This window comes from Sulfitobacter sp. 1A15106, assembly GCF_043556995.1.
In the GTDB taxonomy this organism is placed as follows: Bacteria; Pseudomonadota; Alphaproteobacteria; order Rhodobacterales; family Rhodobacteraceae; genus Sulfitobacter; species Sulfitobacter faviae.
Window position 1 is genome coordinate 272,827 of sequence record NZ_JBIFFM010000003.1, and the last position, 26,301, is coordinate 299,127.

Here is a 26,301-nt window from a genome sequence, read left to right on the forward strand (position 1 = left end):
AGGCGCGCGTCAATTCTTGGGCTTGCTCACCCGGGTTGCTACGTCATCAAGCGCGGCGCTGATCGTGTCATAGAAGGCGGCGAAAGTATCGAGCCTTTCGCGCACCCCTTCGGCCTCTTCGGGCAGCTTGCGGATCGTATCGTTAATCTCGGATTTGGCGTGGCGGGTCCCTGCCAGCGCGTATTTCGTCATCGCGGCATAGGCGTCATCGGCGAGTTGGAAGTAGTCCTGCCGGTCGCCGGTCTTGTTCACACGCCGGATCAACCCCCGCTCTTCGAGCAGGCGAATGGAAGTGCTGATTGTGGCGCGGCTGACGGAAAGGCGGCGCGACAGCGCGCCAAAGGCAATCGGCTCGCCCTCGAAAACCAGCATGGCAAAGACCTGCCCTGCCATGCGCGGCAACCCCTCGCCCATGGCAACGACGCCCATGCGGGTGATGAAGTCATCGCGGACTTGGTCGATTTGGTCAGTGCTATCCATCATTCCCCGTCCACGGCAGGCGCGTTGACGGTAGATAGACAAGGCGGGGCACAAATCAAGACTATTCAGAATTTTCCGAACAGACGGAACAACGCGCGTCGCCCGTAGCCCCGGCGTTTGGCCCTACTTCAACCCGTTCCGGGCGATATAGCGGGCTAGATCAAGGACGAGTTGCCCCCGCGCCGCGGCGATGGCGTTTGCGCCACCTTCGGGATTGAACGGCACGCTGAGGTCGAACAGGCCCGACCGCTCCCGACGGTCATCCCGGACGGCCACGAAATACTGGCCGGAGGCGCGGAACTCCCCCGCTTCGGTGGCCACCAGTTCGGCAAAGCGCACTTCGAGGCTGGCATCGGGGAAGGCTTCGAACGGCCAAGGCTCAGACGCGATGCGCCGCCCCGTCATCCGCGCAAGGTTCTGACTAAGCTCCAGCGCCACGGCCCGTTCGGGCGCATCGGCCCAAAGCACATCGGTCGAACTGACCAGACGGCCATCGGCCAATTGCACCGAAATCTCTTCGGCGGCGGCATAGGTCGGCAAAGACACGTCGCGCACTTCGACAGAGCTGAAAGCGATGGAGGTCTTCTCTGTCACCGCCGGGGCGCGGACGGGGAAACGTTCAGCCGTGCCGCCACAGGCCGCCAAGGCGGCCAGCAGGCCAAGGGTGATCAAGGGTCTTGCAAATGTCATGCGTTACCGTCCCAGCAATAGAGAATTGGGGTTACGTTCGATGGTCCGCGCCAAAGATGCAAGGGCATCGGCGGCTTTCTGAATGTCGCGCAGGGTGCGTTCGGCGCTGCGGCTCAGCTGTTCACCTTGATTATAGCCTTCGATGGTGCGGCTGGCTTGGGCAAAAAGCGCGGTCAAACGCTCGACCACCTGCGGCAGGTCTTGGGCCGAGAGGGCGATATTGTCCGCGGCGTTGCGGGCCGAGGCCAAGGTGCGGTTCACATTCTCGACCGCGCCGCCTTCGCGCAGCTCTTCCAACGTGGCGTTCAATTCGTCCAAGGCGCGTTTCAATGCGCCCGGCAGGGCCACCGCATCTTCGGTGCCGATCACCGCATCGGCGGATTCGGTGAGGTCGGTGAGTGCGACGACCAGTTCTTCGACCTCAAGCGTTTCGGCCTTGGCCGCCACCGCCTGAATGCGCTCCACCAACTCCGGCACGCCTTCGACCGAGGAGGACACCGCATTGGCCGCATCCGACGCGCCCTCAAGCGCGTCGGAAAGCCGTTCGGCAATCCGCTCCTCCTCAAGCTGGGCCACCAGTTCTTCGATCCGCACCAGCGTGCCGTTCAGGGCGACAGGCACGTTCTTGACCTCTTCGGAAGAGACCAGCCCGGTCAATTCGCCCAAAAGGGTGCGCACGTCCTGCGGGGTTTCGCGCAGGTCTTCGTCCGACACGAAAGCCTCTGCCGAATTGAGGAAGGTGATCGCGCTGTTGAGCAACTCTTCGATCGGCAGGCTGTTAATGCGGGCAAAGACCCCTTCGACCGTGGCCGCCGCATCGGAGACATCGCTTTCGGTAGTGGGCATCAGCGCAAGGCCATTCTCCGTCTCGTTCAACGAAGCTTCAGGCGCGTCTTCGACGGCCACGAACTCAACCTTCAAACCGCCGGTCAGAAGGCTGGCCGAGGCAAGCCGCGCGCGCAGGCCGTTTTCCACACGTTCTTTCAAGAACGCCAAAGCGGCCTCGGCGGTCACATCGTCCTGCATCCCCAAATGCGCCGGTTGGATCGACAGGATGGCGTTCAGCCGGACGCGGCTGTCGCCGAACCGTTCGAAGTCGACCAGCCCCGAGAGGGTCTCGACCTCACCGATCTCCAGCCCGCTCATCTCAACCGGGGCGCCGACGATCAGACCCGAGATATTGTCGTCGAACACGACACTCAGCTTCAGCGGATCGACTTCGGAGGCGTTAAAGACAGAGTTCCGCGCGGTTTCCTTGTCGGGGTAAATCTCAAACACCGTGCCGTCAGACACCTGCGCGCCGCCCGAGACGAAAGTGTCAAAGGTGATGCCGCCGCCAACGAGGGTCGCCAACGAGGAAAAGTCGATCTCGGCCCCCGCCGGGCCAATGTTGACGCTAAAGCCCGATGCATCCCAAAACCGGGTGGATTCATTGATCAGCTGGCGGTGCTCTTCGAAAATCAGCGCCTCGACAATGGCATAGTTGCCGCGCGGGGCGATCTTGGCATAGCCGACACGGCCCACTTCGATGCCCTTGTAAAGGATCGGCGCATTGTCGGTCAGATGCCCGTTTGCGGTGGAGCGGAAGGCGATCTCAAGCCCGCCTTGGCCGCCGCGGATCAACGGCTCGGTCGACGATCCCTGAAAGCGCTCCGCCGCCGGGCCGACCTGTTGGTCCCATGACCCTTCGATATAGACACCGCTCAGCACCGTGCTGAGACCGGTGATGCCCTGTGCCGTGACCTCGGGCTGCACGACCCAGAAGACCGCGCCATTGTCGATATAAGGCGCCACGTCCTTGTCGACGCGGATATGCGCCGTCACCCGGTCCAAACCCGAGGTAAAGCCGACCTTCTCGACCACCCCGACCGTCACATCGCGAAAGCGCAACTCGGTCTCGCCAGCAGAGATACCCGCGCCCTCTTCAAATTCCACGACGATCACCGGGCCGCGTTCGCTGTAAGAGCGATAGGCCACGAAAAGCGCCACGATCAGGGCGAGGATCGGGATGATCCAGATCACCGAGGCCCCGCTGAGAAACATCTTGCGAGTCGGGGAAATCGGTACGTCGGGAGGCGTCTTAGTCATTGGTTTTCAGGCCCTCGTCCTTGGTCTGAGCGTCCCAGATCATGCGGGTATCGAACGCTTGTGCCGCCAGCATGGTAAAGATCACGGAGAGGGCAAAAAAGATGCTCGCGGTACCGGGATTGATGGCGGCCAGTGTCTTGAGTTGCACCAGAGACGACAAAATCGCAACCACAAAGATATCGATCATCGACCAGCGTCCGATGTACTCAACCACTTCGTAAAGGTAATGCCGCTGGCGCTGCGAGGTGACCGAGCGCCGTTTGACGCTGATCGCAAGAAAGGCCACGGCCATGAATTTAGCCAACGGAATGGCGACAGAGGCGAAGAGGATGATCAGGGCGATCCCCCAGTTGCCATATTGCGCCAGTTCCACCGCGCCGCCGATGATCGTGCTTTCCTCGACCTGAAACAGCGTGCGGGTCTTGAGCATCGGATAGGTATTCGCGGGGATGTAGCACATCAGCCCCACCGTCCAGAATGCCCAGACACGCTGAAGGCTCATCCGATCGCGCGAGACCAGCTTGCTGCCACAACGGCTGCAAAGCTCCGTGCCCATCGGCGCGGGCTTGTTACAGCGGGTGCAGGCCACGATGCCCAACTCCCGTGCGCTCACGATGTCTTGGGATGTTCCAGAGAGTTCCATACGGACCATTTGCATAAGAATCTGTCCTGCGCGATGACGAGGATCACCAGCGCGCCGAACATGTAAAACGCGGGGCCAAAGCCCACATCGGCCAGATCGGCCACTTTGACCAGCGCCACGGCACAGCCGATGGCAAAAACCTCGGCCATCGACCAAGGGCGCAGTTCCTCCGACAGGCGAAAGGCGGCGACGGCATGGCGCGCGGGCGGGCGATCCAGCACCACGGGGATCAGCACATAGAGCGCCAGCAGCACCCGCAAGAGCGGGATGAAAAAGATCAGCGCCGCCGTGGCCAGCGACAAGAGGATCATCGGCCCGCCGGAAAAGGCAAGTGCTGCATCCAGCACCGACACCGCGTTGCTGGCCCCCGCCGCGTCGATGGTGAGGAATGGAAAGACCGCCGCCCCGATAATCAGCACCATGACCGCCACCGCCACGGCGATGATCTGCAACCCGGCGTTTCTGCGGGGCGTGATCAGGGCGGTATGGCACCGCTCACAACTCGCCCGCTCCCCATGGGCGGGGCGGCGCAGCCGATAGACGGCGTCGCATTGCGGACAGACGATCAATTCGTCCATGGGCAATTCGGCAAGGGGGGTGTCGGGGCGATCCATTCTGAACGCATATATGATGCCGTCCTTTGACGTATCAACAAATATTCACCGCCCTGTGGCGCATCTGCACCGGCGGATCATCGCCCTCGCGCGAATGTGAGGGGAACAGGCGGCCATGCAGACCGTTGGTCTAGCAGAAATGACAAAGGAGAAAGCAATGACTGATATCACCAATGCAAAGATCCTGATCCTCGCCACCAATGGCTTTGAGCAGTCCGAACTGGAAAAACCCCTGAACGATCTGCGCGACCGCGGTGCCACCGTCCATGTAGCCACGCCCGACGGCAATGAGATCAAGGGTTGGGACGAAGATGACTGGGGCAACACCGTGCCCGCAGACCTCGCCCTTCGGGACGTGAGTGTCGACGACTACCAAGGCATCGTGCTGCCCGGTGGCCAGATCAACCCCGACCTGCTGCGCGCCAACAAAGACGCGGTGGCTTTGATCCGCAAGTTCCACGACAGCGGCAAGACCGTCGCCGCCATCTGCCACGCCCCGTGGCTGCTGATCGAGGCGGGCATCATCAAGGGCCGCAAGGCGACTTCCTTCTCCTCCATCGCGACGGATGTAAAGAATGCCGGCGCGCATTACGAAGACAGCGAAGTGGTGGCCGACCAAGGCATCGTGACCAGCCGCTCGCCCGAGGATCTCGACGCTTTCGTCGCCAAGATCGTCGAGGAAGTCGAAGAGGGCAAACACGACCGCAAGGCGGCTTGAGCCTTACCTCTATGACAAGATTTACCCCCGGTCCTTTGACCGGGGGTTTTTCATGCGCGGTCGCGCGGCAGACCAAGCTCCGCCAGCACAGCATCGGTATCCGCACCGATTGCCCGTGGGGGGCTAGGCATCTGTGGCGCGGAACCGTCAAACCGCGGCGCTTGGCCTGATTGCAACACGCCATCGACCCTCACCACATTGCCCCGCGCCGCCATCTGCGGATGATCCGGCGCTTCGGAAAAGCTGAGCACCGGGGCCACGCAGGCATCTGAGCCGTCGAAATGCGCCGCCCAGTCGTCCCGGGCGCGGGTGGCAAAAATCGCGGAGAACTCGGCGATACGCGCCTCCCATGTCGTCCTATCGTTCTGGCTGTCGGCAAGCGCCGCAGGCAGGCCCAGCTTCTCCAACAAGATCGCGTAGAACTGCGGCTCCAATGCCCCGACCGAGACGAACTTCCCATCGGCGCAGGTGTAGCAACGATAGAAGGGCGCGGCCCCGTCAAGCCAATTGGCGGCACGCTCTTCGGTCCATGCGCCTTGGGCCAGCATGCCATGGATCAGCCCCATCATCGCAGGCACCCCATCGACCATCGCGGCGTCGACGACTTGGCCCTTACCGGTCACACCGCGTTCGATGACGGCTGCAAGGATGCCGAACAGTAGAAACATCGTCCCGCCGCCGTAATCCGCCACCATGTTCAGGGGCGGCACCGGGGGCGCGTCGGCGTGGCCCATGGCATGAAGTGCCCCTGTTAGAGCCAAATAATTGATGTCATGCCCCGCCGTCTGCGCCCATGGGCCGGTCTGGCCCCAGCCGGTCATGCGGCCATAGATCAGGGTTTTAGGGCAATCCTCGGGACCAAGGCCCAAACGTTCCATCACGCCGGGGCGAAACCCTTCGATCAGCACATCGGCAGAAGCGATCAGCGCCTTTGCCGCGGCGATCCCTTCGGCGGTTTTCAGGTTCAACACCACCGACCGCTTGCCGCGCCGGTTGATGTCCGACGGCTCCGCCGGGGCGGCTTTGCGGTCAACCGTGATGACATCCGCGCCTTGATCGGCCAGCAGTTGCCCTGCCAGCGGCGCGGGGCCAAGACCGGAAAACTCCACCACCCTGAGCGAGGACAGCGGCCCTTTGCGCGCCGCCCCGCTCATGCCGCCCCCGGCACCAAGACCTGCCGCGCCCCTTCGGTGAAATCCGACAGTGACAGCGCCCATGTCGTGCCGGGCCAGCGCAACTCCATCTCGCGTTTGCGCGGACGGTAGACGGCGGTGTAAAGCGTGCCGAACCCGGCGTTGAAGGCCGTGGAATAAAGCGGCGGCTTGAGGAACGCCCCGATGAACTTTTCCTCCGGGTCGCGGTGCAGACGCAGACGTTGCAACAGGTAGCGCTCCCGCTCGACCGTGGCGGTAAAGCGGGCGTGGCTGATCCACTCCACATTCTCTTGATGGTTGGTCGCCACCGCGGCGCGGGTGATGACAGCGGGGCGATCGGGGGCCATCATGGCGGTCAGGTAACTGCGCTTTCGGTCGAGTACGGTCACGTTGTAGCTCATATGTGTGGGCACCCGCGCCAGCACCTCGCCCGCCTCCTGCGCGGTTTCGCAGGTCTGCAAGACATAGCGCAGGATCAGCGGCACGCCGAAGCCTTCGCCCACCACACGTCGCCCGCCAAAGGTGAGCGAGATCGACAGCCCTGCATCATTCACCCCGTCGACCAGCCCCCAAAGCCCGTCGGAGGTGCCCATGACCTGCCGCCCCTGCCAGCCCGTGCGTAGCACCATCGCGTCAAAGGCATTGGGGTTATAGTCATAGTTGCGCACCATGACCGGCTCTTTCCCCGCCCAGATCGCCTGCGAACAGGCCGAGAGATAGGGCGGCGGGCAATAGAAACTAAGGAAGCGCGCCGCGTGATCGCCGCCGCCTGCCAGACTGCAAAGCTGGTCATAAAGCGGCAGCATCTCGGGCATATGCTGGGCCAGCGCACGGCGGCATTGGGCATAGGTCGGACGCGCGGCCTCCCCCTCCTTCAGCCACCAGGCGTGGTAATCAGGCCAATAGGCCGCGAAGAGACCAGCCCATTTCGGGCCGGGCTGGTCTTCGGACAGTGCGCGCCAGTACATCGCGGCCTTTCATCTCGTTACAGGATCTTGAACGCCGGATCCGAAAACTCCGGACCAGCGGAAGCGGAGGGAATGGGTTTGCCGTCCACGCTGCGTTTGATCCCGTGAATCCACTTTTTCGCGCGTTCGTTCAACTGGAAAGACTTGGTCATCGACCGACCCCGCGTCACAAGGATGCCAATGTCGGCTCCTTCATAGCGATAATCGCCCGGTTGCAGGATGCGCAGGAAGAAAGCCTCGTTCTCGCTTTCGACCGCGCGGCGGTGATAGTCAAAACGGTCAAAGACCACGCCGCCGTCTTCCTTCATCTTGTAAATCCCGGTCTCGGGCGCCTCGGTGCAGATGTCGACACTGTCTTCGGTGTGTTTGATGACCATCTGGCTCCAGCCGTCGATGTTATCCGGATCGGCCCAGCGGGCGTTCAGCTCATCCACGTCGAGGGTGAACTTCTTGCGGCTGAACTCCAGCAAGTGGAACAAGAACAGCGGCGCGTCGGCATGGGCGAAGGCGGCGTGGTTGGTCATCGAGCTTGCCCCGGTGATCCGCGGGTTCAACTCCCCCAACCACAAGTCGCCGGTCTTCTTGTCGATCAGGAAGTCGAGCTCGAAATAGCCGCGATAGCCCTCTTTCCGCAACTGCTCGCCGAACTTGAAGGTCAGATCGCGGGCCTTCTCCCGCACCTTGGGCGGGAAGGCGGTGGCGAGGATCTCGTTGCCGCACCAGCCACCGCGGTAGGGGGTCAATTCCTTGAAGCCGACCAGTTCGGTCATCAGCGGGCCGACGATGGTGCCCTCCTTGGTGGCGCAAGCCTCGATCGCGGCACCGCGACAGTCGATCCGCTTCATGATCTTGATCTCGCCCTCGCCCACGATCTCGCTCTCGTGGCGGCGGAAATCGGCCTCGGTCTTGATGAAAAAGGTGGTATGCCCGCTGTCGCCATAGGCCGATTGCAGCACGAGGTCATGGCCCAGATCGGCCTTCTCGCAGATCTCGCGGAGGTGGTCGTAGCTTTTCACCTCGCTCAGCGTGTTGGGCACCGAAGGCACGCCGGCCTTGTTGCCGATGCGCACCGTCTCGATCTTGTTGTCCATCGATTGGCGCAGCTTGGCCTTGGGGAACCAGACCTCGGCCCCGAGCTCTTTGCTCAGGCGCTCGGTCTCTTCGTCGAACATCAGGAAGACGAACTTGGGCTTGCCCCCGCGGCGCTTGATGAAGTCGATGACCTCCTTGTGCTGCAGCAGGTAGTTGTTGATGTCCTCGATGCTCTGGAACTCCGCATGGGGCTGTTCCGAGGGGCAGAAGACGTTGGGATGCTTGCCGCCGTAGCAGTCGATGTAGCAGATGTATTTGAAGTTTTTCACCCATTCATCGAGGCCCAAAAGGTTAAAATTGGTGGCCGAGATGAAATAAACCGGATCTTCGTTTCGGTGAAAGAACCGGCGGATTTCGGAGATATTCTTAAGAATTTTTACCATGTCGTAGGTCCTTTTGGTCAAACGGGTGAAGAAGAAAGGTCTTTGCGGCGCACGCGTTTCAGCGCCTCCGCAGTAAAGACGCGCAGGCCCAGATCGGGCCGGTATCCGTGGATCTCGCTCACGTCGAGCGCGCGCATGAAGTCGAGAATTTCCTGACTGACGACCTGTCCGGGTACGAGGATCGGAAAGCCGGGCGGATAGGGGATGATGAAGCTGGCCGAGACCACCGTGTCGCCCGCGTCCATGACCTCTTGCAAGGATCCGTTCAGATCGAGGTAGTCACAGTTCTTCTCATCATAGGCGAGGAAGAAGGGCGTGCGAATGTCGCCTTCGGGCGTGTCTGCGGCGCGGAAGGCTTCGTGGAAGCAACTGAAATCCGGCAGCGGCGGGTAGTTCTCCATCAGATTGGTGACGCGCCGGTCGAATGACAGCCGCTCCATCCGGCTGGCATCGTCCAAAAGATCATCGAGAGATTTGGCAATCTCCACCAGCACTTCGATCAGATAGGCGACCGAAGAGCGCGTGGTGCCGATGTTGGTCATGAACAGCACGGTATTGCGCGAGGTCTTGTTGATCTGGATGCCGTATTTGTCCATCAGGATCTGGGTCTTGAAAGTATCGCCATCCCAGCCCGTGCCGCCGACGGCGAGGGTCACGCGGGTCGCGTCGAGCACGAATTCATCCTGCTCCCAGCAATCCCACATGTCGGTCCAGCCCTGCTCAACGTCATAGTAGCTGGTGACGCCGCTTTCGCGGTGCTGTTCGGGGATCATGTCCCCGGCGGAGAGCACTTTGAAATACTTGCGTAAGAGGGGGTGTTCGCTGATCGCGCGGCGCATCGACATCGCCGCTTCGACCTGCCGTTGGACAAACTCGAACCCTTCGAGTTCGACCTGACGCCGCCCCACGTCGAGCGAGGCGATGATCTGGTAGTTCGGCGAGGTCGAAGTGTGGGTCATATAGGCTTCGTGAAAGCTCTGCTCGACCTCGCCTTTGAAGTCCTGATCGTTGACGTGGATCATCGAGCCCTGCCGCAGCGAGGTCAGCGTCTTGTGGGTCGATTGCGTGGCATAGGCCCGCACCCGCGCCTGCGGCGGGGGGATTAACCGAGTGTTCAACAGCGTCTCGTCGTCCGCGTCCTTCAACTCTTTCTGCTGCGCCTCATAGGCGGGGGTATGGGCTTCGGATTTGAACTTCGCGCGTAGGGTATTGGCCGCGTTCATCGCGGTACGCTGGCGATATGTGGGACTAAACCGGGCGAAAGCGAACCATGCCTCGTCCCAAAGGAAGATGAGGTCGGGCTTGATCGCCAGACATTCCTCCATCACCCGCTCGACGTTGTAGACCAGCCCGTCGAAGGTGCAGTTGGTCAGCAACAGCATCCGCACGCGGTCGAGCTTGCCCGCGGCCTTTAGCTCCAGCAACCGCTCCTTGATCTCACGCAGCGGTACGGCGCCGTACATCGAGTATTCGTTGAGCGGATAGCTGTCGAGGTAACTGACCTGCGCGCCTGCCAGCACCATCCCGTAATGGTGCGACTTGTGGCAGTCGCGGTCGACCAGCACGATATCCCCGGGCCGCACCAGTGCCTGCACCACGATCTTGTTGCAGGTCGAGGTGCCATTGGTGGCGAAAAACGTCTGTTTAGAGCCGAAAGCGCGGCTTGCCAGTTCCTGCGCCTCTTTGATCGGTCCATGCGGCTCTAGCAGGCTGTCGAGGCCGCCCGATGTCGCCGAGGTCTCTGCAAGGAAGATATTCGGCCCGTAGAACGCCCCCATGTCCTGAATCCAGTGACTGCGGGTGATCGACTTGCCACGGCTGATCGGCATGGCGTGGAAGACGCCGGTGGGCTGTTTGGAATATTCCACCAGCGCGGTGAAGAAGGGCGACTTGTTGCGCGCCTGCACCCCGCGCAGGATGTTGAGGTGCAGCTCCATGAAGTCTTCTTGATTGTAGAAGACCCGCCGACAAATCCCCAGATCGAGCCCCGCGATATCCTCGACCGAGCGTTCGGTGACCAGATAGGCATCAAGCTCGGGCCGGACCTTGGCGATCATGCGGCAAAGCTCTGGGCCATAGCTCTCAGGCTGAAGTGCGTCTATCTCATCCTGCCCGCCCGCGCGGGCGAGGTAGCGGGTCAGGATCTGTTGATCGACTTTCGATTTCAACGTGAGCCCGGGGCGGACGACGATGGCTTGGATATTGTGGTTGAACATCACCGCGATCAGCGCGTCTTCGAGGCTGGGCACCACGACGGCTTCGTAGATGAACGGGTCTTCGGTCCGGCGCATGCGGGAGACATTGCTGCGCAGCCAGCGTTCCTGCTGTTCGTTCACATTGTCGACGATCAGCACTTCGAAATAGGGTTTCGCCAGCGCCCGCGCCTCGGGCGGCAACATCGCCTCGTCGTCATGCTCGTCTTGATCCAGACTGTCGCGTTCCAACGGGATGGTGCGGCGGCGATAGGCGCCGGTGGTTAGCGCCCGCGTCACCCGGTTCACGGCAAAGGCCAGATCTTCGAAATTGCCGTGGGCGAACTGGCGACGCATGTGGTCAAAAGCGGACATGCCCGGAAAGGCCCAATAGGGCTCGATCAGGGCCAGTGACTCAAACAGCGCCTCGATTTCCTTGCGCCCCTGCGCCGCGCCCTTGCCTTTCGGATCGCGTGACATGGCGGCGGCGGCGGCGCGCAGGGCGCTCCACCGATCCGACCGCAGTTGAATGGCCGAGGAATAGTCGTTCATAGAATGCATCAGTCGTCCTCTGCTGGAGGGCCGACCGATGCGTCAGGTAGCGCTTTGTGCGAACCTAACCCCGGCCTAGCCGCTGGTATTGTCGTTCTGCCCGGGCGTGTCGGGCGTTGTCTGTGGGTCGGGCATGGCCGCAGCGGGTACCGCGGGCGCCGGTGTTTGCGCAACCTCAGGCGCCGTGCCAGCCGTGGGGCTGGCAAGCGGTTCGGGCGGGAAGCCGTTCTTGCCCTTGTAGGCGGGAATTTCGGCAGGGACCTGCTGCGCGGGCACATCGACATGCAGCCCCGCACGGCTGCCCTGTTGCGGAATTTCAAGCGGGCCAAGCGTGTGGAGGAAGGCATCCGCGCCGCTGTCACGGTCATAGACCGGGAAGTCTGTCGGGCGGTCGCGGAAGGATTTGAGCAGTTGGCCCAGCCCCTTCATCCCCGTCTCACGCTGGCGGCGCACCATGTTGAGGTCGATCTCAATCGGGAACATATCCTCTTGCCCCGCCGATTGGTGCAGCACCATCGAAGTCGGGTCGACCACGCAGGAGCGGCCCACGCCCCCGGCGCCCAGGCCATTCACGTCGAAGATATAGCACTGGAACTGCGCCGCCGTGGCACGCGCGATGGCCAGTTCCGCATCGCGGTCGGTGGTGCCGGTCAGCACCGGGTGCAGAAGCACCTCGACCCCTTGCGAGGTCAACTGCCGCGTCGTTTCGGGGAACCACATGTCATAGCAGATCGACAGGCCAAAGCGGCCCACACCCGGCACATCGAAAATACAGAATTCATTGCCCGCCGCGATCCCGGCCTCATAGGGCCGGAAGGGGAACATCTTGGCATAGCGGCGCACCACTTCGCCTTCGGGGTTGATGACGACCGAGGTGTTATATACGCGGCCATCCTCGGGATGCTTGAGGAACATCGAACCGGGGATCAGCCAGACCCGATGCCGCCGCGCGGCGGCCTGAAACTGTTCGATCGTCTCATTCTCGGGCGGCAGGGCAAACCGGTCAAGCGGGCCGAAAGGCGCCAGTTCGGAGAACAGCACCATCTGCGTCCAAGGGAAACGCGCCATCAGAATGTCGAGCCGCTGGATCATGCCCTCGACATTGGGCTGCAAGGCATTGACGTACATCTGCACGCCGGCAATCGCGAAAGGGGTCATGCGTGAATACTCCGAACTACGCGGCGCAATGGACCATTTCCTTGCCTATCTCCGCGACGCACGTGTCTTACGCCCTCACGACCAGAACGGAAACAGGGGAACGACGCACAATGCGGTCGGCGTTGGAGCCGACGAGGAATTCGCGCAGGCTGTCGGGGTGCTCGGACCCCATGACCACCAGATCGGCGTTTGATTTCTTTATCGTTTTCAGCGCCTCGCGGTGGATCTTGCCGAATTTCAGATGCTGCTTCACCTTTACGTCATCAGGCACCTCACGCTCGACCAGCTGTTCAAGCGCCTTGGCCGCGCGGCCCGTGGCCTGTTTCTCGTAATCTGCGGGAAAGAACCCTTCGACCAGCGGCGTGCCCATGTCCGGCACGACCGAGAGGATATGCAACGTGCCCTTGGAGAGGCGGATCATATCAATCGCCTGCGGCAGCGCCTTTTCCCATGATTTCGGGTCGCTCAGATCAACGGTCAGCAGAATGTTATCGAACATGATGCGCCCTCCTCAGGCTGTCGCGGGCTTACGGGGGGCCTGCGCGGCACGGCCCCGTTGCAAGAACACCACCAGCGCCAGAAGTAGCAGGGCGGGGATGAACATCCAGTACTTGCTGGGTTGCGGCATCGGTTTAAGCACCCGCAGCACCTCTTGATCCCAATCGAGACCCGCGCCCTGGGCCGGGCTGTCGTAGAGGACATCGTCGATGATCATCTTGTCGCCATCTTTGCGGAACATGAGACCCGCGGCCTCCAGCTTCTCGGCCCCAGTCTCACCTTCGCCGATGGGCAGCAGCGCCACGAACTCCAGCGGATCGCCCAGATCGTTCACGCCCGAGATGCGCAGCCGCAGCCGTTCACCCGCAGGGGTTTCTTCGGCGGCCTGAACAATCTCGGTCGGGGCCTCCTCGCTATAGGGGGGATAGATCATGTCCATCCAAAAGCCCGGGCGGAACAGGGTAAAGGCGATAAGCAGCAGCGCGATAGTCTCGTAGAAACGGTTGCGGGCCAGAAAGAAACCTTGGGTCGCCGCCGCGAAAAGCAGCATGGCCACGGTCGCCACCACAAAGATGAACAGCCCCTGCCCCCATGTGACCCCGATCAGCAGCAATTCCGTGTTGAAGATAAACAGGAACGGCAACGCCGCGGTGCGCAGGGAGTAGAAGAAGGCAACCAGACCTGTGCGGATCGGATCACCGCCCGAAACGGCGGCGGCAGCAAAACTCGCCAATCCCACCGGCGGGGTCACATCGGCCATGATGCCGAAGTAGAAGACGAAGAGATGTACCGCGATCAGCGGGACGATCAGCCCGTTCTGCTGGCCCAGCGTCACGATCACCGGCGCCAGCAGCGCCGAGACGACGATATAGTTCGCCGTGGTGGGCAGCCCCATGCCAAGGATCAGCGACAGCACCGCGGTCAGGAACAGGATGGCAAGGATATTGCCGCCCGAAAGCACTTCGACCACATCCGCCAGCGCCGAGCCGACACCGGTCTGGCTGACCGCGCCGACGATGATGCCCGCCGTGGCGGTGGCGATGCCGATACCGATCATGTTGCGCGCGCCGGTGACCAGACCGTCGATCAGGTCAAGCACACCCGCTTTCACGTCGTTCACAAACTGGCTCTCCCCCCGGAACATCGCCATAAGCGGGCGCTGCGTCAGCAGGATGAAGATCATATAGGCCGCGGCCCAAAAGGCCGAGAGGCCGGGCGACAAGCGGTCGACCATCAGCGCCCAGACCAGCACCACGACAGGCAGGATGAAATGCAGACCGGACCGCGCAGTCGGCCCCGGCATCGGCAGGGTCGTCACCTCGGCGTTGGGGTCTTCCATCTCAAGCGGTTCTTCCTTGCTCGCCACATAAAGCAGGCCAACATAGACCGCCGTGAGGAAGACAAAGATGATATAGCCCGCCGTTTCGGGGAAGGCCGGGCGGATCCAGCCCATCAGGTAGTAAACGGCGAAGGACAGCGCGCAGATCGCGATGATCGCAAAGGCGATGCCGATAAGCTGCTGCACCAGCGGCTTGGGCGTATAGGCACGCGGCAGCCCCTGCATCCCGGCTTTCATCGCCTCAAGATGCACGATGTAGACCAGCGCGATGTAAGAGATCACCGCAGGCAGGAAGGCGTGTTTGACCACGTCGAAATAGGGAATGCCGACATATTCGACCATCAGGAAGGCCGCAGCCCCCATGACGGGCGGCATGATCTGGCCGTTGACCGACGAAGCCACCTCGACCGCGCCTGCTTTTTCGGAGTTGAAGCCCACTTTCTTCATCAGCGGGATGGTGAAGGTGCCGGTGGTCACCACGTTGGCAATGGAAGAGCCAGAGATCAGGCCGGTCATCGCCGAGGCCACGACCGCCGCTTTCGCCGGGCCGCCGCGCATGTGGCCCATGAGGCTGAAGGCGACCTGAATGAAGTAGTTGCCCGCCCCCGCACGGTCCAACAGCGAGCCGAAGAGCACGAAGAGGAAGACGAAGGAGGTCGACACGCCAAGCGCGATGCCAAAGACACCTTCGGTCGTGATCCACTGGTGGTTCACGATCTCCGAAAGGCTGTTGCCCTTATGCGCGATGATGCTGGGCATATAGGGGCCGAGCACGGTGTAGAAAAGAAAGACGCTCGCCACGATCATCAGCGCAGGCCCAAGGGCGCGGCGGGTGGCTTCGAGCAGGATTAATAGACCGGTCACCCCCGCGATATAATCCGGCAGGATCGGCGCGCCGACGCGGTTGGCGATGTCACGGTAAAAGATAAAGAGATACAGCGCGCAGAAGGTGCCGACGATGGCCAAGGCCCATTCCCAGATCGGAATGCGGTTCTTGGGCGAGCCGAGCAGCACTGTCGCGACCACAAAGGCCGCCGGGATCGGGATCCACCAGACCGCGGTAGAATCCTTCGTACTGACCATGAATAGGGCGGCAAGAACGATGGGAACGATGACGCCAAGCGCCACCTGAAAACTGGTGCGCGTGGCCGGAAACACCATGATGCCAAGGAATACGGCAAAGCCGAGGTGGATGGAGCGGGCCAGCGTATCGTTGAAAAGGCCGATGGGCGAGGCGATGTAGAGTTGGAACAGGGACCAAGCCAAGGCCACCAGCAGCAGCAAGGTGCCCATCAAACCGCTGACAGAACGCCCACCCGTATCAGAAGAAGCGACAAGTTCGTCCAGTTCCGCCTGGCTCAATCCGCCCCGGTCACCGGTCGCGGCGGTTTCAACAGCCGCCGCCTTTTGCTGGTCCTTCTCAGACATATCGTCCCCCTGTCGGCTCCACCTTGGGGCGGATGCGCATATTGTTTTTCGGGCCTCTGACGGCAGCGTACCGCCGCCAGAGCTATCATGTCACGGATAGATTACTCGAGCCAACCTTGCTCTTTGTAATACTTCTCTGCGCCGGGGTGCAGCGGCGCGGAAAGACCGCCCGAGATCATTTCCTCTTGGGTCAGGTTCTCAAAGGCAGGGTGCAGACGCTTGAAACGGTCGAAGTTGTCAAAGACCGCCTTGACCACCTGATAAACGACTTCGTCGTCAACATCGGCGGAGGTCACGAAGGTGGCTTTCACGCCGAAGGTTTTCACGTCTTCGTCTGTGCCCTTGTACATGCCGCCCGGCACGGTGGCCTCGGCGTAGTAGGGGTTGTCGTCGATCAGACCCTGAATCGCGTCACCCTCGACCGGGATCAGCTTGGCGTCGATGGTCGACACGGCTTCCTGGATCGAGCCGTTGGGGTGTCCCACGGTGTAGATGATCGCGTCGACCTTGTTATCGCCCAGAGCGGCGGCCTGCTCGGCCGGCTTCAGCTCGGAAGCGAGCGCGAAGTCATCCAGCGTCCAGCCAAGGGCGTCCATCACGACTTCCATGGTGGCGCGCTGACCGGAACCGGGGTTACCGATGTTCACGCGCTTGCCCTTGAGGTCATCGAAGCTCTCGATGCCGCTGTCGGCACGGGCGATGACGTTGAAGGGCTCACCATGCACGGAGAAGACCGCGCGCAGCTTGTCGAACTTGTCACCCTCGAACTGGGAGGAGCCGTTGTAGGCGTGGAACTGCCAGTCGGACTGGGCCACGCCCATGTCCATGTCGCCCGCTTTGATCGCGTTGATGTTGGCGATCGACCCGCCGGTGGAGGGCGCGGTGCACTTCAGGTTGTGATCCGCGGTGCCGCGGTTCACCAGACGGCAGATCGACTGACCGACGACAAAGTAAACGCCCGTCTGACCACCGGTGCCGATGGTGATGAATTTTTCCTGCGCCATAGCCGCAGTGCCGGCCACCATGGCACCGGTCATCGCGAGCATTTTGAACATTTTCATAAGATGTCTCCCATTGTTATAATTGGCGGACCACCCTTTAGGCGGACACCATTGCATGCACAAGTAGAGCGCCGCAGCCTTCAGGCAATTGACTGGGCTGGGAAATTCTTCACACACCATTCAGACCGCGAGCAGACATGCCCCTGTGGCGGGAATCCCCGATTTCACGTTAGGTCGGTTTTTCATCGCAATCAATGCGGCTGACACGAAGGGCCGCAAAGCCTACCCGACGGGCTGGGGCAAGTCGGGCAGAACCGGGGCAGCGGCGATCAGCGATTTAGTATAAGCATGCTGCGGCGCGTCAAAGACCTGCGCTGTCTCTCCGGCCTCGACGATCTTGCCAGACTGCATCACCAGCACCCGATCCGTCACCGTGCGCACCACCGATAGGTCATGCGAGATGAAGAGATAGGTCAGGTCATAATGGCTGCAAAGATCGGCCAGCAGATCAAGGATCTGCGCCCGGACGGAGACATCAAGCGCGCTGACGGCCTCATCGAACAGGATCAACTCGGGCCGGATGATCAGCGCCCGGGCGATGGCGATCCGCTGCCGCTGCCCGCCGGAGAATTCGTGGATGTATTTCCGTGCATCCGAGGCCCGCAGTCCCACGGCGGTCAAGGCTTCGTCAATCGCTCGGGACCGCTCGGCCCCCTGCGGCGGGGTGTTGAGCAGGTGAAACGGCTCGGTCACCAAACGGTCGACCCGGTGGCGCGGGTTGAAGCTGCCGAAAGGGTCTTGAAACACCACCTGCATCTTGCGGCGCACGGCGAGGTTCGGCTGCGTCCCGGTAAAGACCGGCTGGCCATCGACAGTGATACTGCCCTCTTGCACCGGTTCCAGACCCAAAATCGCCCGGGTCAGGGTCGATTTCCCGCAACCGGATTCCCCGACCAGCCCCAAACGTTCCCCCCGGTTTAGGGTAAAGCTGAGGTTGTCCACCGCGCGGAACGTGCCGGGCGCGCCAAAGAGTGCCTTGCGCGGCAGATGGTAGTCGCGGCAGACGCCTTTGACCTCTAGCAGAGGCTTAGGCGCGGGCGGCGCGGGCAGGTTCACCTCATGGCGGGAGGCGTCGAAAAGCATTTTGGTATAGGGATGCTGCATGTTGTGCAGCAGGGCCTGCGTCTCCCCCTGTTCGACGATCTGCCCCTTGCGCATGACGATGATCCGGTCGGCCATATCCGCCACGACGGCAAGGTCGTGGGTGATCATCAACAGCCCCATGCCGTCTTCGCTCGCCAATCGGGTCAGCAGGGCGAGGATCTGCGCCTGCGTGGTGACATCCAGCGCGGTGGTCGGCTCGTCCGCGATCAGCAGACGGGGGCGCAGGGCGATGGCGATGGCGATCACCACCCGCTGGCGCTGCCCACCGCTCAGCTCATGCGGATAGCGCGACAGGGGGAAGCGGTCTTGGGGCAGGCCAACGCGGGTCAGCGTATCGGCGGCTCGGGCCTCAGCCTCGGCCCGGGAGACGCTGGGTTCGTGCACCCGGATGGTCTCAGCCACTTGGCGACCGATGCTTTGCACCGGGTTGAGCGCGGTCATCGGCTCTTGGAACACCATGCCGATGTCATTGCCGCGCATATCGCAAAGCGCTGCCTCGTCCATCTGGGTCAGATCGTCCTCGCCCAGCATGATATGCCCGGTCGTCGTCGCGCCCTTGGGCAGCAGCTGCATCGCCGCCAGCGCGGTCATCGACTTGCCCGAGCCGCTTTCCCCGGTCACGGCCACGATCTCTCCCGGTGCGACGGAAAAGGTCACCCCGTCGAGGATGCGCAGCCCGTGGATAGAGAGCGAAAGGTTGGAGACAGAAAGAAGCGTCATGTGCGTGCCACCCTCAGGCGGGGATCAAGCAGGTCGCGCAGCCCGTCACCCATCAGGTTCAGCCCCAACACCGTCAGGATGATCGCGAACCCCGGCATCAGGGCCATATGCGGCGCGATGCTGACCATGGTCTGCGCATCGGCCAGCATCCGGCCCCAAGACGGCACCGGCGGCTGCGCGCCGAGGCCGACATAGCTCAGCCCCGCCTCGGCAAGGATGCCGAGAGAGAATTGGATGGTCCCCTGCACGATCAGCAGGTTGGCGACATTGGGCAGGATATGCTCGAACGAGATACGCGCCGCGGATTTGCCTGCCACCCGTGCCGCCATGATGAACTCCCGCTGCCACAGCGACAGCGCCGCACCGCGGGTGATCCGGGCGAAAACGGGAATGTTGAAGATACCGATGGCAATGATCGCATTGATCGCCCCGGCGCCAAAGACCGCCGTAATCAGAATGGCGATGACAATGGCCGGAAAGGCAAAGACCAGATCATTGCCGCGCATGATGACCTCATCCACAAGGCTGCCGCGCCGCGCCGCAGCCCAAAGCCCCAACGGCACACCCACGCCCATGCCAATGCCCACCGCCACCAGCGCCACGGCGATAGAGGTGCGCGCGCCGACCATGATCATGCTTAGAATGTCGCGGCCAAAGTGATCCGTCCCCATCGGATGCGCCAGCGAAGGGCTGTGCAGCTTGTTCGCGATATCAAGTCCGGCATAGTCATAGGGTGTCCAGACAAAGGAGATCAGCGCGGCCAGCAGAAAGACCGAAGTCAGCACGGCCCCAAGAAACAGATTGCGGTTCATGTGCGGGCCCTCAACCGGGGATCGACGGCGGCATAGGCCAGATCGACAAGGAAGTTCACCAAGATCACCGAAAAGACCAAGAGCATCACGACCGACTCGACCACGATCAAATCCCGCGCCGAGATCGACTGAAACACCAGCCGCCCGAGCCCCGGCAGGTAAAAGACCTGCTCAATAATAATCGACCCGGCCAGCAGGAAGGAGAATTGCAGGCCGATGATGGTCAGCACCGGGATCAGCGCATTGCGCAGCCCGTGCCGCCAAAGCGCCTGCCGCGCCGTCAGCCCCTTGGCCCGCGCGGTGCGCATGAAATCTTCGCCCAGCACATCCAGCAGGGCCGAGCGCATGACCCGCGCAAGGATCGCCGCCTGCGGCAAGGCCAGCGCGATGGCGGGCAGGGTCAGCGCGTGCAGCCCGGCGAAAAGCCCCTTGTCCCAGCCAACGAAACCGCCCGCCGAAAACCAGCGCAGATTGATCGAAAAGATCAGCACGAGGATCATGGCGAACCAGAAGTTCGGCACAGCCACACCCAATTGCGTCGCCCCCATCACGCCCACATCCCCCGCCCGACCGCGGCGCGAGGCGGCATAGATGCCCGCCGGAAAGGCCACGATGACAGAGAGGAAAAGCGCATAAAGCGCCAAGGGCACAGAGACCCAAAGCCGGTCGCCGATCATCTCGGTCACCGGGGTGCGATAGGTGTAGGAGGTGCCGAAATCGCCCTGCAACATGCCGCCAACCCACTCCAGATAACGCTCTGGCCGGGACTGATCGAGCCCCAGTTCACTGCGCAGCGCGGCCAGTGTTTCGGGCTGGGCATTCAAGCCCAGCATAAAGGAGGCCGGATCGCCGGGGGCGACCTCGATCACCATGAAAATCACCAGCGACGCAACCGCGAGACTGATGAGCAAGGAGAGAAATCTTTTCAACGCATAGCGCAACATAGCGCGGAGGTTAGGCGGCACGCTCGGAAGGGTCCAGAGCCCGCGTGCAGTTTCCCCCGCGAGAAAGAAAAAAATGATCATTTTTTGGATGTTCGGCCAGCTGCGCCCCGAATGATCGCCGAAAGAATCCAGTCAAGGCATGCCCTTAGCCTTTCTAGGCGCGGTTTTCGCGGGGCTTATTGCTATGCGCTGGAACCATATCGGTTATGCGGTGTTGTTTTCGGGAGAACAGACAAAACTGGAGAATGAAAATGAAAACGACTTTGAAAACACTTGCGATCGCCGGCCTTCTGGGCACCGTTTCCGCACCCGCCTTCGCCGCTGCGCACATGGATATGGCAACCATGACCTGCGCCCAGTACCAAGAACTGAGCGATGACGACAAAATGAAAGTCGCTTCCATGGCAATCGCCGAGCTGGAAGATGGCGGCCACGGTGGCTCCATGATCACCGAAACCAAGAGCGACGGTTCCGAGCCGAGCGACATCTCCGCTGAAGAAGCGACAGATTCCGAAGAGACCGAAGATTCCCTGATCGACAACACCAAAGCTGTTGAAGATTCCGAAGAAGCCGACGAAATGGCAGACACGGACATGCAGCAGGAAATGGAAGACTTCATGGTCGTCTGCAACCAGAACCCCGATGCACTGGTAAGCGAAGCTGCTGCTGGCATGCGCGGCAAAGACTAATAGGTCTTCGCATTTAATTACAAAGGGCGCGCCTCACGGCGCGCCCTTTTTTAGTGCCTCGACATGATCCTTTCAGATCACTCTGCCCAGCTTACACCGGTTAGATCTGTCGCCTGTGTCGGCGCATTCACCCAAAGCCCTTCGACGCCGGCCTTCGCAATCGTCGGGAAGGCAAGCTGGAACAGGTAGCCGTTCACATAGTCTTCGGCGATGATGCGTTGTGCTTTGGCCAGCATCTCGCTCCGCGCGGCGGGGTCGGCGGTCTTGTTGAACTCGGTCATCAGAGACTGGAATTCGGCATTGTCATACTGAAAGTAATAGTCCGGGTTGGCATAGATGTTGATGTCCATCGGCTCGGTATGGCTGACAATCGACAGGCCGAAATCCTTACCCTTGAACACGGTTTCCAACCACTGCGCCCATTCGACATTGATGATCTGCGCCTTGATGCCAACCTCGGCCAGCTGCGCGGCGATGATCTCACCCCCGCGGCGGGCGTAGGATGGGGGCGGCAGGTGCAATGTCGTCTCGAACCCATCGGGGAAACCGGCCTCAGCCAGCAGCGCCTTGGATTTCTCGGGATCGTAGCTGCTCATCTCCTTCAGGTCGACGTAGTCTGGGTTATGCGGCGCGAAATGGGTGCCGATGGGCGTGCCATAGCCAAACATCGCGCCGTCGATGATCGCCTGCCGGTCGATGGCATGGGCCACGGCCTCGCGCACTTTGACGTTATCAAAAGGTTCGCGCTGGTTGTTGATCGACAGGATCGTTTCCCCTTCGGTCGAGCCGATCAGAACCTGAAACCGCGGGTCGGCTTCGAACTGGGGGATATTCTCAGGCGCGGGGAAGCCGGTGAAAACATCGACATCTTCAGCCATGACGGAGGCGAAAGCCGCTGTCGGGTCCGAGATGAATTTGAAGGTCGCGCTGGCCAGGGCGGGCGCTTCGCCCCAATAATCTTCATTCCGGGTCAGGGTGATCTTGTCGCCCTGGTTCCAGTTCTCGAACTTGAAAGCGCCGGTGCCGATTGGGGTCTGTTTGATCGTCTCGACCGATTCCGGCGCCACGATCACCGCATCGCCCCAAGCAAGGTTGAAAAGCATGTTGCCGTTCGGCTCGCTTAGTGTGACCTCAACGGTCTGGGGATCGATGACATTTACCTCGGAAATCGCGGAATAGAGGGCCTTTTGCGCGTTGGCGCTGTCTTCGGCATTGATCCGGTCGAGGGTGAATTTCACGTCCTCGGCATCCATCGTGGTGCCATCGTGAAAGGTGACCCCCTCGCGCAGCTTGAAGGTATAGGTCAGCCCGTCTTCGGAAATCTCCCAAGATTCCGCCAGCCCCGGCACGACAGAGCCGTCGCCCATGAAGCGGGTCAGCCCTTCGAAAACATTGGTATATAGCACCGAGTCGATGGCGCCCGCAGCGGCGGAGGTCGGATCGAGATGCGGCGGCTCAAGCTGCATGGCGACGGTGATGTCATCCTTGGCAAGGGCCGTTGTGGCGGCAGCGACCAATGCGGCGCTGGCCACACCGGTCATCAAGCGGTTCAAACGGTTCATGAAAGTCTCCCATATTGGTGTATTTTTTTGCGAGGCTAGCCAAAAGCCACGCGGCACGCCAGCCTTCGTTGCCAAGCGCGCGCGAGAAGGGTATCGCGGGTGCTTTGCACGGGCGCGCCGCGCATCGGGGCGACCGTGAAAAGGCATCAGGAGAACATCATGGCCACGCTGGGGATTGATTTCGGAACCTCCAACACCGCGGCGGGCATCGCCATCGACGGCACGCCGCGCCTGATCCCGCTGGAGGCCGAGGCGCAGACCCTTCCGACAGCGGTCTTCTTTGATTTCGAGGCGGGGGAGATGCGGATCGGTGCCGCGGCATCCGACGCGCTGCTGGCCGGGGCCGAGGGCCGCTATATGCGCGGCTTGAAAAGCCTGCTTGGCACCCGGCTGATGCGCGAACGGCGGGTGCTGTTGGGCGAACGGTTGGATTTTATCGATATCGTGTCGCGCTTTCTGGCACGGGTCAAAACGCAGGCGGAAGCAGCCACGGGGATGCACTTCGACAGGGCGCTCTCGGGCCGTCCGGTGCGCTTTCATTCCGCCGATGATGCTCGAGATGCCCAAGCCTTGACAGACCTGCGCGAGGCCTATGGCCGGGCGGGTTTCGATCATGTGGACTTTATGAACGAACCCGAAGCCGCCGCGATTGCCAATCGCGCGGCCTTGCGTCCGGGGGATCTGGGGCTGGTCATCGATATCGGCGGCGGCACCTCGGATTTCACGCTCTTCCGGCAGCGCGGGAATGATGAGATCGACATTTTGGAAAGCCACGGCATTCGGCTGGGCGGGACCGATTTCGACCGGTCCCTGTCGATCGGGCGGGTGATGCCGCAGCTTGGTATGGGTAGCGAAATTCGCCATGCTTTCGGCGGTGATACCCATATCGCGCCCAATGCGATCTTTAACGATCTGGCGACTTGGGCGAAAATTCCGTTCCTCTATGGTCCGGACACCCGCAAGGCGGCGGCGGAACTGCATAAATTTGCCGAACATCCCAAACGCTTGGCCCGACTGGTCAAAGTGCTTGATGAAGAGCTTGGCCATGACCTCGCCTTTGCTGTCGAAGCGGGCAAAATCCGCGCCAATGGTGCGGGGGGCGCGGGGGATGCTGATCCGGTGATCGATGTGTCGATGCTCAAACCCCGCGCGACCTTGCCCCTGCCCCGCGATTGGATGCGCAAGCGGCTGTCGAAACTCGCCGTGCAGATGGGGGACGCAGCAGAGGCGACGGCGCAGAAGGCAGGCCTCGCGCCCGAGGCAGTGGACCGGCTGATCTTTGTCGGCGGGTCGAGCCTGATGGCGGTGGTCGAAGAGGAGATGCGGGCGCGGTTTCCACGGGCGGAACTGCATCGGGGGGCGGCGCTGACGGCGATTGTTGAGGGGTTGGCCTTGCAGGCCGGTGGGGATGAACACGGCTGATCCGGCTGGTTGAGAGTGCGGGATCGGTATTTGAGAAAGGATGAAGGTGAAGGGGGGCTCGAAAGGGCCGCTGGTGGTGCGGCGTGAGGCTGCGGTCTTTTTACTGTGCAGGAGGCCGCGGCGGGCTATGTTCATCATGTCCGTAGTCTTTAGGAAGAACGCGCATGGCCCCTCTGATCCAGAAAAAGCCCCCGACCTCTGCTGTGCAGGAGGAGGCGGAAGAACGCTCTGTCAGTGATGCGGCGGCGCTGTCGCCCAAGCTGATCTATGAGGTAATCCGGCGCGAGGGGCGCGACGAGTTGAATCGAACCAACCGTTCGCTGATCTGGTCGGGGATTTCTGCGGGGATGCTGATCAGTCTTTCTGTCTTGGGCGAGGCGATTTTCCGGACCTATCTGCCGGATGCAGAATGGCGCTTCCTGCTTGAGAACCTTGGCTATTCCTTGGGTTTCATCGCGGTCATCATGGGCCGGATGCAGTTGTTTACCGAAAACACCATCACCACCGTCTTGCCGCTGATGCAGGAGCGCAGCTTGGGGGTCTTGTGCAGCCTGTTGCGGCTTTGGGGTGTTGTATTGGGGGCGAATGTCGTCGGGGCCTTTGCGGCGGCGGCGCTATTTATCTATACGCCTGCGATTCCAGAAAACATTCTGCCCGCCATTATCAGCCTTTCGGAACATGCCACCGGGATGGGGGTATCGGAGGCATTCTGGCGCGGGATTCCGGCGGGCGTGATCGTGGCGCTGATCGTTTGGATGCTTCCGCAGGCGGATGAGACCGCTTTTTTCCTGATCCTGACCTTCACTTGGCTGATTGCGGCGGGGGATTTCACGCATATCGTCGCGGGTTCGGTCGAGATGGCCGCGCTGATCCTGCATGGCGGCTTGGGGGTCGGTCAGGCGATCTTTGGCTTCTTCCTGCCGGTGCTTGTGGGCAACATCATCGGCGGCACGGTGGTCTTCACCCTTGTTGCTTGGGGCCAGGTCCGCGACGATGTGGAGGACAGTTGAGGCAAAGCGGTCCCGATCAAGGTCGGGGCCGAATTGAGAGGAATGGCATTGGTGTTGCGCAGACCCCCGACCCGACCGGCGATCTATTGGGATGCTTTCAAAGCGAGCCTGAAACAGGCGGCGGAGGACAACCTTGCGCTGATCTCGGCCGGGGTGGCGTTTTTCGCCATGCTGTCGCTGTTTCCGGCGCTGGCGGCATTGATCGCGCTTTTGGGGCTGATTTCGGACCCTGTCGTCGTCGTCGCCCAATTGGAGGAAGTGCGCGGGCTGCTGCCGGATGATGTCTATGACATCATTAATACGCAGGTGACCGGCTTGGTCACTGCGCGGGCCGATACGCTGGGTTGGGCCGGTATCGTGTCATTGCTGGTGGCGCTTTGGTCCGCCCGGGCCGGGGTGGGGGCGATGGTGATCGGATTGAACGCCGTTTACAATGAGCGCAACCGCAATGCCGCGAAACACTACCTTCATGCCCTGCTTCTGACGGTGAGCCTTGTGGCGGTCGGCATCGTGGCGCTGCTGGCGGTAGTGATAGCGCCGATCATTCTGGCCTTCTTCCCGCTTGGTCCCTTTGGCAATGCGGTGGCCGACCTTTTGCGTTGGACCGTGGCGACGGTGGTTTTGTTTGCCGGGGTTGGGGTGCTTTACCGCTTTGGCCCAAACCGGCGGGCGGCGCGGCTGCCGTGGCTCAGCAGCGGGGCGATTTTGGCGGTGCTGTCTTGGGCGGTGCTTTCCATCGGTTTTTCCTATTATGTGGCCAATTTCGGCAACTACAATCAGGTCTATGGCTCGATCGGGGCGGTGATCGCGATGTTAATCTGGCTTTGGATCAGCAGCTTTCTGATCTTGTTTGGGGCCGCGTTGAACGCGCAGGTGGAGCGGCGGACGCGGCCTGACAGCACCGTTGGCCCGGCCAAACCGCGCGGGCAACGCGGGGCGGAGGCGGCGGATACCTATATCGATGTGGCGCAGGACTGACG

General features: G+C 61.6%; 22 protein-coding genes. 5 read left to right on the forward strand and 17 right to left on the reverse strand.

Annotation, left to right across the window (positions count from 1 at the left end; genetic code table 11):
• Positions 1–9: 9 nt before the first annotated feature.
• From ACGYKA_RS06280 to ACGYKA_RS06300, 5 genes are all read right to left on the reverse strand, one after another.
• Positions 10–483, reverse strand: coding sequence for a MarR family transcriptional regulator (locus tag ACGYKA_RS06280; RefSeq protein ID WP_168612826.1), 474 nt, complete (start codon positions 481–483; stop codon positions 10–12).
• Between the two features lie 120 nt (positions 484–603).
• Positions 604–1,170, reverse strand: a complete 567-nt coding sequence (locus ACGYKA_RS06285; RefSeq protein WP_394408183.1) for a membrane integrity-associated transporter subunit PqiC — start codon at positions 1,168–1,170, stop codon at positions 604–606.
• 3 nt (positions 1,171–1,173) lie between these two features.
• Entirely contained in the window at positions 1,174–3,258 is a 2,085-nt protein-coding gene (locus ACGYKA_RS06290) for an MlaD family protein (protein WP_394438244.1), read from the reverse strand.
• A complete protein-coding gene (locus tag ACGYKA_RS06295) occupies positions 3,251–3,910 on the reverse strand; it encodes a paraquat-inducible protein A (RefSeq protein ID WP_271690018.1) in 660 nt (219 codons plus the stop codon). Before ACGYKA_RS06295 ends, ACGYKA_RS06290 begins: the two co-directional genes overlap by 8 nt.
• Positions 3,868–4,515 carry a paraquat-inducible protein A gene (locus ACGYKA_RS06300; protein WP_394408178.1) on the reverse strand — a complete coding sequence of 216 codons (648 nt, stop codon included), beginning with the start codon at positions 4,513–4,515 and terminating at the stop codon, positions 3,868–3,870. The genes ACGYKA_RS06295 and ACGYKA_RS06300 overlap by 43 nt, the downstream gene beginning before the upstream one ends.
• 157 nt (positions 4,516–4,672) lie before the next feature.
• On the opposite strand from ACGYKA_RS06300, the gene ACGYKA_RS06305 reads away from it, so the two are divergent.
• Complete coding sequence (locus tag ACGYKA_RS06305) at positions 4,673–5,233, forward strand: type 1 glutamine amidotransferase domain-containing protein (protein WP_394408175.1); 561 nt, start codon at positions 4,673–4,675, stop codon at positions 5,231–5,233.
• Positions 5,234–5,283: 50 nt separating this feature from the next.
• Here ACGYKA_RS06305 and ACGYKA_RS06310 read toward each other — a convergent pair whose 3' ends face one another.
• The 11 genes from ACGYKA_RS06310 to ACGYKA_RS06360 all read right to left on the reverse strand — a co-directional run bounded on the left by ACGYKA_RS06310 (position 5,284) and on the right by ACGYKA_RS06360 (position 20,638).
• Positions 5,284–6,387 (reverse strand): CaiB/BaiF CoA transferase family protein, encoded by a 1,104-nt coding sequence (locus ACGYKA_RS06310; protein WP_394408172.1) that lies wholly within the window; start codon positions 6,385–6,387, stop codon positions 5,284–5,286.
• Positions 6,384–7,355 carry a C45 family autoproteolytic acyltransferase/hydolase gene (locus ACGYKA_RS06315; RefSeq protein WP_209216969.1) on the reverse strand — a complete coding sequence of 324 codons (972 nt, stop codon included), beginning with the start codon at positions 7,353–7,355 and terminating at the stop codon, positions 6,384–6,386. Before ACGYKA_RS06315 ends, ACGYKA_RS06310 begins: the two co-directional genes overlap by 4 nt.
• 17 nt (positions 7,356–7,372) lie before the next feature.
• Entirely contained in the window at positions 7,373–8,830 is a 1,458-nt protein-coding gene (locus ACGYKA_RS06320) for a biotin carboxylase (RefSeq protein WP_394408169.1), read from the reverse strand.
• Between the two features lie 17 nt (positions 8,831–8,847).
• A complete protein-coding gene (locus ACGYKA_RS06325) occupies positions 8,848–11,583 on the reverse strand; it encodes an aminotransferase class I/II-fold pyridoxal phosphate-dependent enzyme (RefSeq protein WP_394408166.1) in 2,736 nt (911 codons plus the stop codon).
• A 66-nt stretch (positions 11,584–11,649) separates the two neighbouring features.
• Positions 11,650–12,732, reverse strand: coding sequence for a carbon-nitrogen hydrolase family protein (locus ACGYKA_RS06330; protein WP_394408163.1), 1,083 nt, complete (start codon positions 12,730–12,732; stop codon positions 11,650–11,652).
• Between the two features lie 67 nt (positions 12,733–12,799).
• Positions 12,800–13,231, reverse strand: a complete 432-nt coding sequence (locus ACGYKA_RS06335; RefSeq protein ID WP_067268202.1) for a universal stress protein — start codon at positions 13,229–13,231, stop codon at positions 12,800–12,802.
• Positions 13,232–13,243: 12 nt separating this feature from the next.
• A complete protein-coding gene (locus tag ACGYKA_RS06340) occupies positions 13,244–15,997 on the reverse strand; it encodes a TRAP transporter permease (RefSeq protein ID WP_394408160.1) in 2,754 nt (917 codons plus the stop codon).
• A gap of 101 nt (positions 15,998–16,098) precedes the next feature.
• Complete coding sequence (locus ACGYKA_RS06345) at positions 16,099–17,058, reverse strand: TAXI family TRAP transporter solute-binding subunit (protein WP_394408157.1); 960 nt, start codon at positions 17,056–17,058, stop codon at positions 16,099–16,101.
• A 222-nt stretch (positions 17,059–17,280) separates the two neighbouring features.
• Positions 17,281–18,882 carry an ABC transporter ATP-binding protein gene (locus ACGYKA_RS06350; RefSeq protein WP_394408154.1) on the reverse strand — a complete coding sequence of 534 codons (1,602 nt, stop codon included), beginning with the start codon at positions 18,880–18,882 and terminating at the stop codon, positions 17,281–17,283.
• Positions 18,879–19,694 (reverse strand): ABC transporter permease, encoded by an 816-nt coding sequence (locus ACGYKA_RS06355; RefSeq protein ID WP_394408151.1) that lies wholly within the window; start codon positions 19,692–19,694, stop codon positions 18,879–18,881. The genes ACGYKA_RS06350 and ACGYKA_RS06355 overlap by 4 nt, the downstream gene beginning before the upstream one ends.
• Positions 19,691–20,638 (reverse strand): ABC transporter permease, encoded by a 948-nt coding sequence (locus tag ACGYKA_RS06360; RefSeq protein ID WP_209217004.1) that lies wholly within the window; start codon positions 20,636–20,638, stop codon positions 19,691–19,693. Before ACGYKA_RS06360 ends, ACGYKA_RS06355 begins: the two co-directional genes overlap by 4 nt.
• A 251-nt stretch (positions 20,639–20,889) precedes the next feature.
• On the opposite strand from ACGYKA_RS06360, the gene ACGYKA_RS06365 reads away from it, so the two are divergent.
• Complete coding sequence (locus tag ACGYKA_RS06365) at positions 20,890–21,327, forward strand: HdeA/HdeB family chaperone (RefSeq protein WP_271688691.1); 438 nt, start codon at positions 20,890–20,892, stop codon at positions 21,325–21,327.
• Positions 21,328–21,404: 77 nt separating this feature from the next.
• On the opposite strand, the gene ACGYKA_RS06370 is transcribed toward ACGYKA_RS06365, so the two are convergent.
• Positions 21,405–22,889, reverse strand: a complete 1,485-nt coding sequence (locus ACGYKA_RS06370) for an ABC transporter substrate-binding protein (RefSeq protein ID WP_394408145.1) — start codon at positions 22,887–22,889, stop codon at positions 21,405–21,407.
• A 159-nt stretch (positions 22,890–23,048) separates the two neighbouring features.
• On the opposite strand from ACGYKA_RS06370, the gene ACGYKA_RS06375 reads away from it, so the two are divergent.
• The 3 genes from ACGYKA_RS06375 to ACGYKA_RS06385 all read left to right on the forward strand — a co-directional run bounded on the left by ACGYKA_RS06375 (position 23,049) and on the right by ACGYKA_RS06385 (position 26,299).
• Positions 23,049–24,311, forward strand: a complete 1,263-nt coding sequence (locus ACGYKA_RS06375; protein WP_394408142.1) for an Hsp70 family protein — start codon at positions 23,049–23,051, stop codon at positions 24,309–24,311.
• Positions 24,312–24,475: 164 nt separating this feature from the next.
• On the forward strand, positions 24,476–25,321 hold the full coding sequence (locus tag ACGYKA_RS06380; RefSeq protein ID WP_168612603.1) for a formate/nitrite transporter family protein: 846 nt from the start codon (positions 24,476–24,478) through the stop codon (positions 25,319–25,321).
• Positions 25,322–25,363: 42 nt separating this feature from the next.
• Positions 25,364–26,299 (forward strand): YihY/virulence factor BrkB family protein, encoded by a 936-nt coding sequence (locus tag ACGYKA_RS06385; protein ID WP_394408139.1) that lies wholly within the window; start codon positions 25,364–25,366, stop codon positions 26,297–26,299.
• The last annotated feature ends 2 nt before the right edge of the window (positions 26,300–26,301 follow it).